Origin of the sequence: Streptococcus parauberis NCFD 2020 (assembly GCF_000187935.1) — a bacterium.
In the GTDB taxonomy this organism is placed as follows: Bacteria; Bacillota; Bacilli; order Lactobacillales; family Streptococcaceae; genus Streptococcus; species Streptococcus parauberis.
In genome coordinates this window covers 1,785,273-1,797,050 of sequence record NZ_AEUT02000001.1, presented here as the reverse complement: position 1 = coordinate 1,797,050, position 11,778 = coordinate 1,785,273, and the positions used below count along the sequence as shown (strand labels likewise).

The following is an 11,778-nucleotide window of genomic DNA, read 5'->3' as shown; positions in this document are numbered from 1 at the left end:
CATATATAATTTATTAAGAGCTTTAGTGAACAGGTAGATAGATAATGCATTTTGTCTACAGCATAAAGCGATACTTAAGAAGTAAAAAGGAGAAAGAAACAAATGGCTAAAAAAATTAAAGCCCGCAAACACGCACTTAGAAAAGCGGTCACTGCTACAGTATTAGCAGGTACCGCCATGCAAAGTCTTGGAGTACTTTCAAGTGATGTAGAAGCAAAATCTAAATTGGATAGCCTATCAGCATATAATACCTTTCGAAGAACTGGACCAGATAAAAGAATTCGAAGAGATATTGTAAAAAAAATTGTAAATGATGCATCTGATAATCTACTTGAATACTATTTAAAGCTGAATGGTAAAAGTAATTTGAACATTGTTTCTCCAGAAAATGCACCAATTTTTAAAGGGGTAGCGAATGAAGTAGCAATCGAAAGGATAAAAGATTTCAGAAAACAAAAAGATATGTATAAAAGTCTTTTTGAAAATTCAAGAAAGTACTCTAAGGAAATTGAAAAAGAAAAAGCAAATGTTCTTGAAAAATTTTATGATCAAGAAAAGCAGTTAAAAACCACTAATAATATCATTGCTGATAAAAACAGAGAAATTGTTAAACGAGATTTAAAAATTAAAGAATTAGAAGATAAAGAAGTAAAGTTAAATGAACGACTTGCTAAGGAAAAGAACAGATACCGACATGTAGTTAAAGATGCTGCAAATCTATTTATTCAACGAGAGTCAATTCAAAAAGAAGCTGATAAATACAAAAACGAAGCTAAGGTCATGACCCATGCCTTAGAACAAGCTAAGCAAGAGTTTGATCAAAAAGCTAAAGAGGGTGAAGTTGCTAACAATCGTGTTATTGTTTTAAGTAATGCTTTAAATCAAGCTAAAGAAGAATTTGATTTGAAAGCTGCTGAAGCACAAAAACTGAATAATAACGTCACTGTATTATCAAATGCCCTACAACAAGCTAAAGAAGAATTTGACAAAAAAGCCCAGGACTATCAAGCAGCTCTTGCAGAAAAAGATGCTATTGACGGACAATTAGAAACTGCTTTGACTAAAGTTTCAGACCTAGAAAGTCAATTGGCAAGTTTAAAAGAAGCTAATGAAGCTGCTAATCAAAAGATTACTCAATTAGAACAAGAAGTTGCTGATGGTGGGGTTGCCTTTAAAGACCTTAAAGGGCAAAAAGAAAAATCAGACGCACAAGTTAAAGCTCAAGCAGATAAGATTAAAGAACTGGAATCTGACTTAGAAGCGACTCAATCAGAATTAAACCAGGTGAAAGAGCAACGTGCTAATTTAGAACAAGAAGTTGCTGAGCTTGGAACTAAGGTAAAAGATTTAGAAAAAGAAAAAGCTGATTTAGAGAAAAAAGCGATAGACTTGGAAGCTGACAAAGCGGAACTTGAAGCAGAAATGGATCGTTTAAAAGCCTTACTAGCTGATAAAGACTTAGCAAATGATAAATTACTTAAAGAAATGGAAGATCTACAAAAAGACTTTGATACTAATAAAAATCATAGTGACAGAGAAATTGCCGACTTCCAAGCTGAAATTGCACGCCTTCAAAAAGAATTGGCTGACCAATTAGCTAAGATGAACATTGCTCACCCACAGAACCAAGGTTTAGGCAAAGCGATGGCTGCTTCACCGATGACTGACAGTCACAAAGCGTCTACAGATGCTAAAAACCATTTGCCTTCAACTGGTGATGTGATGGCAAATCCTTTCTTTACAGCCTCTGCAATGGCTATTATTATTGGAGCTGGTGGTTTGGCTCTCAATCGTAAACGTAAAGAAGCTTAAGCAAGTCGTCCATTCCCCCTTATACATTTAGTCTTGCTTAATCAAAAGAGTTGAACCTAGATGGTTCAACTCTTTTTTGTCTTCTATAAAATGGGCACTTCTGGAAATAGTTTTGCTAAGATTTTAGGAGTAATAGCTTGTCCAGGTCCACCATGACAGTATGTGTGCATGTACATTGAAGGATTGAAATTTAATTCAATACAAGAACAGTTTGGTTCTACTAGACTAGCTTGTTTACTGATATCTGGAATAATCAGATCAACGCCACAGACCCACGCCCCAATAGCTTTAGCCATTTGTGCTGCTAACTCTTTATATGACGGGTCCATTTCCTCTGTTAAATCAATAGAATCTCCACCAGTTGAAATGTTGGAATTCCGTCTTAATTCGACCTTGCGATCTTTCTCTAGAACACTGTTTTCATCTAGTCCTTCTTGAGCAAGCATTAGTTTTTCAATTTTGCCCAGTTGAATTTTTTCTAAAGGAGAACGATGGTCTAATCCTCGAAGAGGATTTTGGTTCTTGATTTCAATTAATTCTTTTATAGTATGCTTACCATCGCCAACTACATTAGCCGCTATGCGAAGCAGTACAGCCTCGCATTTGCCATCTAAGATGAAGAAGCGGTATTCTGTTCCAGAAATGAACTCTTCAACTAAGACATCGGTATCTTCAGAAAAAGCAATGTCCAATGCTTTTTCATAATCTGAAAGGCTAGCCGGTTTTTGGAAGATGGAAATGCCAAGTCCAAAATTAGTTGATTTTGGTTTGACCACAATCGATTTGTCAGCAATTAATTGATAATAACGAAGAGCCTCATCCTTAGTGGCAAATTCTCTTCCCTTTGGTGTTGGATAACCAGCCTGATCCAAAATTTTCTTGGTTACTGTCTTATTAGCCATGGCTAATGGAACAATATAATTATCTTTGGAGGTCATATTACCATTTTTGACATACTCAAAATGATCATTGTGCCAAAGCTTCAGAAATTGGTCATTTTCATCCAGAATTTCTAAATTGATTCCTTTTTGAATGGCATCAAACATTAGCATCTGAGTTGACAATTCCATGGTTTCATAACCTTTTAAAGCATAAGGAGCTTGGTTTAACTCTTCTGTGAAGTGTCTAGCTTGGTCTAATCCAAATGCTTCTAAAGAACCCTCTTGAATATGTGATGCGAGCTGTCCACCTATTGTGCGTACTGGCTGATTTACAGCCTCAGACAGGTGCTCAACTAACTGCTTAGCATAGTCCCCTAATTGGAAATGTTCAATCATGTCTGTCATCTCTTGGAGAATAGCTATTGCGTCAGCCGGGTTTGGCAATGGGTCAAGAGGAGATGCAAGGGCAATGTCCTCATTAAGTTGACGGGCGCTAGCAATTTCTCCATCAAAATCAAGCACATCGTCCATCCAAAGGAGGCTGAGGATAAAGAGATGGAAGCTATCTAGAGTCTCTTGAGAGATTCCTAGACGGTCAAAGGGGTTGATGTCGAAATTACGAAACTCAATATAGGTAATGCCCTTTTCCAGATAATCACGCGAGTGCTTGCTGCCGCGTAAGCGTACGGACGAGTAGAATTCCTTTTCAAGTGACAGAGCGCCAGAATTAATGGCTGTTTCCATATCCTTAACGTAATTTTCAAGTGAAGAAAATGAAATTTGAACAGAATCATCGTTGCTATAGCCAAATTGATGGCTGGCCCGCAGTGCACGAACAGTTTGCTGAGGGGCATCTTGGTAGAAGTCTTTTTCAGCAATCGGACTAGCACCAAATAAGTAAGTTGCAAACCATTGATAACGTAAGAACTGTCTGGCAATTTTCATGTAAAGCTGATTTTTAAAGTCAGTTAGATTGTCACTTGCACTTAATTCGAAAAGGTGCTTCGTTAAGTCTTTACCTAATTCAAAGTTATAGTGAATCCCCGAAATAGATTGGAGTCTTTTGCCATAATTTTGGGCCAACTTTTCGCGGTAGTCAACTTCATCTTGATTTTCTAGTTTGGCGATTTGAATGTCATCTTCAGTAATGTAAGGTGGCATTGATAGTGGCCAAATCATTTCATCGGTGGGCATTGAAGCATGAGCAACATCAGTAATAGCATTTAATCGTCTAAGTGCTTGTTTTGTTGTCTGTGAAATTGGTGTAATTAATTCTAATTGCGCTTCACTAAAATCGGTTTGGATATAGGGGTGAGATGTTCGTGATCCTAATGATTTCGGATGGTTGGTTTGAGCAACCTGTCCTGATTCCTTGATACGTAAGCCTTCACGTTCCAAACCAAAAGTGGCTTCTAATATATTAGTTGTCGCTGGGACATTTTGTAATAGCTGATCTAATACCAAATACTTGGTCTCCTTCGTAGTCTTTTGTTCCAGTTTACATGTTTCAAGACTGAATTTCAAAAAATTGATACGTTTATCACAAAAAAATGACTTACTTTCGCAAGCCACTTTTTAAAAGGATAGTTTATTCTTAATTAGTCGTAGATGCTGACGGTTGATCAACTTCATCTTGCGTAGTTCGCCCTTCATTGAGTAATGCTTGGACAATCTTCTCATCACGCAGTTTGACCGAGTCATTAATAGTTTCAGCGGATTTAATAATAGTATGTTCCAATTGGGCCCGTTTTTGACGGCCACTATCAATAGCAGCAATAATGCCGTTATTTTGAGCAACTAAACTTTCAGCAAGGGAAGTGACAGACTTGATAGACATGGTTGGGTTTTGTGCCGAACGTTCCAAAGCAGGAATAACTTCTTTACTTGTTTCAGCTAACATTTGAAGAGCTGCATTATTAGCATTAACAATGGCATCCGCAGTAATCCCAGATTTGAGTGATTGTTGCAAAATGCCTAGTTGCGCAATTGACAACTTCATCGTAGGGATAGTGTTGCGACGCAGCATGCCAAGTTTTTGACGCATGTCAGAAGAAACTTTTACTAAGTTACGCATTTGTGGTGTTGTTGCCCAGGCAACATAGAGACGACTGAGGTACTCAGTATGTTGTTGTTCAAGCGTATTAATGACTTCAGTTGTGCGCGCTAAGAGATCACTAGCTTGTTGGTATTCAGGAGTTTGGGCATCTAGTTTAGCAAGTTCAGTCTGAATACTACTTGCACGTTTAGTAGCTTCATTTTGGCTGGCTTCAACAAAGGAGATAACACCAACTAAATTTTCAATTGATTTAGTATTGTCTTCAATTAAGAGTTCAGCTGAAACAATATTTCTAGCCAAGGTGTCTTCTTGCTTGACAACAGCAGCAGCCATCCCGTCCATTTTTTGCTCAATATTCTGTGCATCAAAATAGAATTCTTGGAGGGTATCTTTGCTTTGTTTAAAGAATTTTTGAAGCAAGTTTGGTTTCTTTTCTAATTCAACAGGACCGATGTCTTTATATTTAGCAATAAAACCGTTGAGTTCACGGTTAGTATTTTTTAACAAATCATCAACTTGTGGAATTTCAATTTTCTTTTGTTCAGCAAGGATATGATTAACAGTGTTATTTACTCCTTCGACAGCAGATTGACCAAAGTCAAGTAAGGCATTTTGGTCTGCCATAAAACTATCAACAACAGCAGGTACTTTGCTTTGAATAGCTGTTCGTTGTTCAGGACTTAATTTCTCTAAGAAGGAAATTGGCTTACTAACATCACTTGCTTCATGGCTAATGATTTCAGTTGTTTTATCATTTTTAGTAATAGCATTATTAGCTATTTGGTCAATGTCAAAATTAAAATCTGGCATGGTTTATCTCCTCTAAATTGTTGTATCTGAGTCAGGTGTCCGCTTATTAGTTTGCATCATTCGAAGACTAATATCAAAATCACTAAGATCACTTTCATTGAGTTGTCGCAATGTTTCATCCAAATCTAAGTCAAAAGCTTTGATAGCGACTAATGCATTTTCTAGCCGTTGTTCAGCGTTGTAGTAATCCTTTGGTGAAGCTTTTATTTTGAGGTAACCATCTAAAATATCATAGAATTTTTGCATACCACTTTCATGAAGTGCTTCTAGTTCAGCAACATTATCTGCTTTTTTGATTTTTTCAAGAATGTTATGATGATCTTTTTGGATATTTTGATAGAGTTCGTTTATTTCCGGTGCTTCTTGGACAATCTGTAGATGTAAATCGGTATGTTCAGCTTGCGGACCAGATATTTGTTGCAGTTTTTCTAATTGTAATACTGTATCTACTTTGACATCGTCTGCTTTTTGGTTCATTCGACTATAAACATCTCGAGGAATATGAGATTGTAAATTGTAAGATTCATCTTTGATATATTCAATTCGGGCTAATAATTGTTCAGCTGTTACTTTGAAATTACTGTAATCACTGATAGCTAGATAGTCTTTTAAGAGATTACTTTGCTTGTCAGCCAAATGAACATTGTCTTTGAGATTTTGAATGCGTTTAGCTAATTTTTGGCCAGTTAGCCATTTTTTCCGTTTGCCGACATAATTAAAACCAAGACCAAGACCAATCATAGCCGTAAAAAGAAGACCATCTGGTAGGACATCAGATAATGGTGCAATCATCAAAAAATAAATAATAAACCAAACCCACTTTGGTAGCTTTGGAAGATGCTGAATAATACCATCAAATTTTTGTAACATAGATTGTTCTCTTTCTAGGACTCTTTAGTGGGTTAAACCCATTATTATACTGTTATTTTACCTCAAATAGGACTTTTCTTAAAGAGAATACTTTAAAAATAGCGGATATTATTTAGATTACAAATAGAATAGCAAAATAGGGCATAATAAAGTGATGAAATACAAATGTTCGGATTTTGCTTAATTGAAAATAATAATTTTTCTAATAAAATGTATTTTCTTAATATTATTATAAAAGTTGGCAAATATATCCATTTTTTGCTATAATAGGGTGTAAGATAAACTGCAGGTGAGATTCCTGCCATGTTTTCAAGAAAGGTGAAGGCCCCTGCTCTACCATTCTAGAGTAAGCCTATATCGTATACATATGACATCAGTAGTAGTTGTTGGTACCCAATGGGGTGATGAAGGTAAAGGAAAAATCACTGACTTTTTATCTGCAGATGCAGAAGTGATTGCTCGTTATCAAGGTGGTGATAATGCTGGACATACAATTGTCATCGATGGAAAAAAATTCAAATTACATTTGATCCCATCAGGTATTTTCTTCCCAGAAAAATTTTCTGTTATTGGTAATGGAGTGGTTGTTAACCCTAAATCATTGGTTAAAGAACTAGCTTATCTTCATGAAGAAGGCGTTACAACAGATAATTTGCGTATTTCAGATCGTGCCCATGTTATCTTGCCTTATCACATTAAATTGGATCAATTACAAGAAGATTCAAAAGGTGATAACAAAATCGGAACAACTATTAAAGGAATTGGCCCAGCTTATATGGATAAAGCTGCGCGTGTTGGTATCCGCATTGCTGATTTATTAGACAAAGAAATCTTTGCTGACCGTTTGATGGCTAATTTGGCTGAAAAAAATCGTTTGTTTGAAAAAATGTACGATTCGACTGCACTTGACTTTGATGAGATTTTTGAAGAATACTATGCTTATGGTCAAGAAATCAAAAAGTATGTAACAGATACATCAGTTATTTTGAATGATGCCCTTGATGGTGGTAAACGTGTCTTATTTGAGGGCGCACAAGGTGTTATGCTTGATATTGACCAAGGTACTTACCCATTTGTAACATCTTCAAATCCAGTAGCTGGTGGAGTAACAATTGGTTCTGGTGTTGGCCCAAGTAAAATCAATAAAGTAGTTGGTGTATGTAAAGCTTACACTAGCCGTGTTGGTGATGGACCATTCCCAACTGAATTATTTGATGAAGTTGGGAACCGTATCCGTGAAATTGGTCATGAATATGGTACAACAACTGGCCGTCCACGCCGTGTTGGTTGGTTTGACTCAGTTGTTATGCGTCATAGCCGTCGTGTGTCAGGGATTACTAACCTTTCACTCAACTCAATCGACGTTCTTTCAGGACTCGATACAGTTAAAATTTGTGTTGCTTATGACCTTGACGGAGAACGCATTGATTACTACCCAGCAAGTTTAGAAAAATTAAAACGTTGCACACCAATCTATGAAGAATTACCAGGTTGGTCTGAAGATATCACAGGTGTTCGTAGCCTTGAAGACCTTCCAGAAAATGCTCGTAACTATGTTCGCCGTGTTGGTGAATTAGTTGGTGTTCGCATCTCTACTTTCTCAGTAGGTCCAGGACGTGAACAAACAAACATTCTAGAATCAGTTTGGGCAAATATCTAATAAAATGTAAATAACAATCTTTCTTTGGAAAGATTATCAGAGTGAAGATAAGCTACTTGTCTTCACTTTTTTTGTTTGTAAATGGAAAAGCATCATAGGATGTCCAACGACTATCAATAATTCAGCGGAATTATTCTATAAAGGGTGAAGAAAAAATTGACTTGTAAAGTTAATAAATGTTATATTTATGAAAAATAATTAAAAGGAGAAAAATATGTCTAAAATTTCGAAAGATAGATTTTCAGTTATTAATACTGATTTTGGAACACAAGTGATTGTTGATAATGAAACAGGTGTCGAATACTACAAAAATGGTAACCACATTATTCCTCTTCTTGAAGCAAATGGCAAACCTAAGTTAAATAGAGAATGGTTATCAAATCAATAATCCTATCGGAACATATGAAACATCATGAATTATCCTGTGACCATTCTGTGTTAAAATAGAAAAAAAGAGTTGGAGTTTAATGCTATGTCACATAAAGTATTTCAAATGTCATTTCAATCAATCTATAAGGCTTTAGTAGCCAAAGTTGAGCGCAAAGGTGGCCAGGCTCAGAATGTGGATGCCATTATTGAATGGTTAATGGGCTATTCGGCCGATCAAGTTGCCCAACTGAATCAATCAGATACTACTTATGGAGAATTTCTCGAGCAGGCACCTAGCTATAATCCTTTGCGTCAAAATATCACTGGTAAAATTTGTGGTGTTCAAATTGAAACCATCGAAGATGATCAGACACAAAAAATGCGCCAGTTGGATAAACTCGTTGACTGGTTAGCAAAAGGCAAGAGTCCTCAACAAGTCTTCGACAAGTATGATAAGTAAAAAAGAATAGCTGAAAAATTAGATTAAACATATGAAAAGACAAGCCAATCTTTTAGCTTGTCTTTTTCTTTCTTAAAAGTAACAATGAATCTGATGGTCTAGGAAGACTTGTTGATAGTCTTTGAGGTCTTCGGGATGGTAAGCTGGGACATCACTCATTGTGTAGTCGCGTTCCAAGAGTTTGTATTTGTTTTCCCCAAATTGATGGAAAGGAAGTAATTGCACCTGATTAATGTCCAACTCGTTAAAGAGTTGGGCAAAGCATTGGGCATCTTCTAGGCTGTCATTGAAGTTAGGGATGACAGGGATGCGGAGAACGATTTTTTTGCCAGCTTGAAAGGCAGCATGGATATTCTTGATAATGACCTGGTTAGCTACGCCTGTAACCTTGCGGTGTTTGATTTGATCATAGTGCTTGAGGTCGGTGTAGATAAAATCGACATATTGAATCAAATCTAGGAATTGCTCGTGTTTGGTATAAGCGGTGGTCTCAATGGCGGTATGCAGTCCAGCTTTTTTGGCTGCCTTTAAGATGGCCTTTGCGAATTCAAATTGAGCAAAAATTTCACCACCTGATAAGGTTAGTCCGCCTCCAGATTCTTCATAGAAATCTTGGTCTTTGAGGACTTCTTCCATAATTTGGTCGATTGTTTTAACTTGACCGACTGTTTCATAGGATTGACCGTCTGCCTTGAGCATTTCCTCCGGTTCTCTCCGTTGAGACTCTGGGTTAGCACACCAAGGACATCTTAGAGGACATCCCTTTAAAAAAACAGTGGTCCGGATACCTGGGCCGTCATGGATACTAAAGTGTTGGATGTTAAAGACAATTCCTGATTCTGTCATAGTGCTACCCTTTCTTTTATGGACATGATAACACATAAACGTAATTTTATCAATTACGTTCGTAAGTCATTTTTTTCTTTCAATTTTCTTGCTCAAACTGATATAATGACAAGTGAGGTGTCCAATGAATAGATTAGAAAAGATTATCCAATTAGTATCAAAACATCAAAAAATTGACGTTAATACCCTTTCTCGTAAGTTAGCTGTTTCGAAAGTAACTATAAGGAAAGATTTAGATAAATTAGAAGGAAAAGGTCTTCTGCATCGAGAGCATGGTTATGCTGTTTTGAACAGTGGCGATGACCTTAATGTTCGCCTGTCTTACAATTATAATATCAAGCGTAAGATTGCTGAAAAAGCGGCTGAATTGGTTGCGGACAACGATACTATCATGATTGAATCAGGCTCAACCTGTGCTCTTTTGGCGGAAGTCCTTTGCCAGACCAAACGCAATATTAAAATTATTACCAATTCTTGTTTTATAGCCAATTTTTTGCGTCAATATGACTCCTGTCAAATCATTCTCTTAGGGGGTAATTATCAGCATAACTCGGAGGTGACTGTTGGGCCTCTGCTCAAGCAAATGATTAACCTCTTCCATGTGGATATGGTTTTTGCGGGGACGGATGGCTTTAGCCCACAAGTTGGTTTTATGTGCAAGGATATGATGCGCTGTGAAGCGGTCCAAAGCATGGCTGACGCGGCCGAAAAAACGATTATTCTTACTGATTCCAGCAAGTTTCTCAAATCAAGTTTGGTGCATCAGCTGAGCCTTGACAAGGTTAGCCGCATTATTACTGACAAGGGGATTGATCAAGAGAGCAAAGGCTTTCTAACTTCCTCTGGGATTGCCATGGACTACGTATAAGAGCAAGTGAGGGTGTCATGAAGGAAGAAAAAAAACGACTCTTGGCCAAAATCGCCTATATGCACTATATTGAGGGCAAAAGTCAAACCACCATTTCCAAGGAGTTGGATATTTATCGGACCACGGTCTGTCGCATGTTGGCCAAAGCTAAGGATGAGGGCATTGTTAAAATAGAGATTCAAGGCTATGACTCCACCCTATTTGCCTTGGAATCCTACGTTCAAGAAAAGTATGGTCTCAAAAAAGTGACTATCTTGCCTTATCAAGTAGGGCATGACGACCAAGATAACCTCAATCATATAGCTAAAGAAGGGGCGGAAGTTCTCCGTTCCATGATTAAAGACAATGAGGTTATTGGCATTTCATGGGGTTCTAGCATTAGCGCCTTGATTGACCATATGACTCAGAAGAGTTTGAAGGGGATTTCGATTTTCCCACTTTCTGGAGGTCCAAGTGCTATCCATGCTAACTTTCATGTGAATACTTTGGTTTACCGCTTAGCTCGGTTATTTCACGGTCAAAGCTCATTTATTAATGCCACTGTCATTCAGGAAAATGCTACGATTGCTCAGGGGATTAAGAAATCCAAATACTTTGAAAAAACCTTGCTTTCCTGGGAGAAACTGGATTGGGCAGTTATTGGTATTGGAGCCGAGCCTAATGCTCAAAAAAATAGCCAATGGCGTGATCTTTTGATGGGTAGCGACTATATGAAACTGCGTCAACTTGAGGCTGTCGGTGAGATTTGCTGCCGCTTCTTTGACAAGAATGGTCAGTCAGTTGATAAAGACCTACAAGAACGCACGATCGGTATTTCCTTGCAACAATTAAGGCAAGTACCAAATGTCTTTGCCATTGCTTGCGGCCAAGAAAAAGCTGCTGCCATCTTAGCTGCTTTAAAAGTTAAGTGTATTAATTATTTAGTTACCGATGAAGAAACTATCAAAGTCTTATTAGCAAAGGACGGCGATACCTATCTGCAAGATAAAATAGGATAATTTTGCACAATTGTGTAAAATTCCTCTCCCTATACATTTTATTTTTAAGTATGCTTTCCATGGAATGAAATAGCTTAGCATTTTCCAGCTTAAAAAATGTCAGTTATGACTATGAAATGGTAAGAGGTAAGTATCTGAAATACTGATT

10 protein-coding genes are annotated in these 11,778 nt (G+C 37.2%); 6 read left to right on the top strand and 4 right to left on the bottom strand.

Features of this window, described 5'->3' with window-relative positions; genetic code table 11:
- Window positions 1–102 precede the first annotated feature (102 nt).
- Window positions 103–1,812, top strand: coding sequence for an LPXTG cell wall anchor domain-containing protein (locus SPB_RS08975; protein ID WP_003104010.1), 1,710 nt, complete (start codon window positions 103–105; stop codon window positions 1,810–1,812).
- An 83-nt stretch (window positions 1,813–1,895) separates the two neighbouring features.
- Here SPB_RS08975 and gshAB read toward each other — a convergent pair whose 3' ends face one another.
- From gshAB to SPB_RS08960, 3 genes are all read right to left on the bottom strand, one after another.
- Entirely contained in the window at window positions 1,896–4,157 is a 2,262-nt protein-coding gene (gene gshAB, locus SPB_RS08970) for a bifunctional glutamate--cysteine ligase GshA/glutathione synthetase GshB (RefSeq protein ID WP_003103117.1), read from the bottom strand.
- 130 nt (window positions 4,158–4,287) lie between these two features.
- Window positions 4,288–5,559 (bottom strand): toxic anion resistance protein, encoded by a 1,272-nt coding sequence (locus tag SPB_RS08965; protein ID WP_003104670.1) that lies wholly within the window; start codon window positions 5,557–5,559, stop codon window positions 4,288–4,290.
- A gap of 12 nt (window positions 5,560–5,571) precedes the next feature.
- A complete protein-coding gene (locus SPB_RS08960; protein WP_003103553.1) occupies window positions 5,572–6,429 on the bottom strand; it encodes a hypothetical protein in 858 nt (285 codons plus the stop codon).
- Window positions 6,430–6,796: 367 nt separating this feature from the next.
- Here SPB_RS08960 and SPB_RS08955 point away from each other — a divergent pair, with 367 nt between their 5' ends.
- The 3 genes from SPB_RS08955 (at window position 6,797) to SPB_RS08950 (ending at window position 8,918) form a co-directional block, all read left to right on the top strand.
- On the top strand, window positions 6,797–8,089 hold the full coding sequence (locus SPB_RS08955; RefSeq protein ID WP_003104787.1) for an adenylosuccinate synthase: 1,293 nt from the start codon (window positions 6,797–6,799) through the stop codon (window positions 8,087–8,089).
- Between the two features lie 214 nt (window positions 8,090–8,303).
- Window positions 8,304–8,477: a DUF6440 family protein gene (locus SPB_RS11395; protein WP_003105051.1), complete on the top strand. Its 174-nt coding sequence runs from the start codon at window positions 8,304–8,306 to the stop codon at window positions 8,475–8,477.
- An 84-nt stretch (window positions 8,478–8,561) separates the two neighbouring features.
- Window positions 8,562–8,918: a DUF2200 family protein gene (locus SPB_RS08950; RefSeq protein WP_003105842.1), complete on the top strand. Its 357-nt coding sequence runs from the start codon at window positions 8,562–8,564 to the stop codon at window positions 8,916–8,918.
- A gap of 72 nt (window positions 8,919–8,990) precedes the next feature.
- On the opposite strand, the gene SPB_RS08945 is transcribed toward SPB_RS08950, so the two are convergent.
- Window positions 8,991–9,764 carry a glycyl-radical enzyme activating protein gene (locus SPB_RS08945; RefSeq protein WP_003102756.1) on the bottom strand — a complete coding sequence of 258 codons (774 nt, stop codon included), beginning with the start codon at window positions 9,762–9,764 and terminating at the stop codon, window positions 8,991–8,993.
- 124 nt (window positions 9,765–9,888) lie between these two features.
- Here SPB_RS08945 and SPB_RS08940 point away from each other — a divergent pair, with 124 nt between their 5' ends.
- Together SPB_RS08940 and SPB_RS08935 are read left to right on the top strand one after the other, a co-directional pair.
- On the top strand, window positions 9,889–10,632 hold the full coding sequence (locus tag SPB_RS08940) for a DeoR/GlpR family DNA-binding transcription regulator (RefSeq protein WP_003102828.1): 744 nt from the start codon (window positions 9,889–9,891) through the stop codon (window positions 10,630–10,632).
- A 17-nt stretch (window positions 10,633–10,649) separates the two neighbouring features.
- Window positions 10,650–11,630: a sugar-binding transcriptional regulator gene (locus tag SPB_RS08935; protein ID WP_003103568.1), complete on the top strand. Its 981-nt coding sequence runs from the start codon at window positions 10,650–10,652 to the stop codon at window positions 11,628–11,630.
- The last annotated feature ends 148 nt before the right edge of the window (window positions 11,631–11,778 follow it).

Excerpts from the sequence above, each read along its gene's own strand:
- SPB_RS08945 (WP_003102756.1), bottom strand. The coding sequence starts at position 9,764 with ATGACAGAATCAGGAATTGTCTTTAACATCCAACACTTTAGTATCCAT.
- SPB_RS08965 (WP_003104670.1), bottom strand. The coding sequence starts at position 5,559 with ATGCCAGATTTTAATTTTGACATTGACCAAATAGCTAATAATGCTATT.
- SPB_RS08960 (WP_003103553.1), bottom strand. The coding sequence starts at position 6,429 with ATGTTACAAAAATTTGATGGTATTATTCAGCATCTTCCAAAGCTACCA.
- SPB_RS08955 (WP_003104787.1), top strand. The coding sequence starts at position 6,797 with ATGACATCAGTAGTAGTTGTTGGTACCCAATGGGGTGATGAAGGTAAA.
- SPB_RS08940 (WP_003102828.1), top strand. The coding sequence starts at position 9,889 with ATGAATAGATTAGAAAAGATTATCCAATTAGTATCAAAACATCAAAAA.
- SPB_RS11395 (WP_003105051.1), top strand. The coding sequence starts at position 8,304 with ATGTCTAAAATTTCGAAAGATAGATTTTCAGTTATTAATACTGATTTT.
- SPB_RS08975 (WP_003104010.1), top strand. The coding sequence starts at position 103 with ATGGCTAAAAAAATTAAAGCCCGCAAACACGCACTTAGAAAAGCGGTC.
- SPB_RS08950 (WP_003105842.1), top strand. The coding sequence starts at position 8,562 with ATGTCACATAAAGTATTTCAAATGTCATTTCAATCAATCTATAAGGCT.
- SPB_RS08935 (WP_003103568.1), top strand. The coding sequence starts at position 10,650 with ATGAAGGAAGAAAAAAAACGACTCTTGGCCAAAATCGCCTATATGCAC.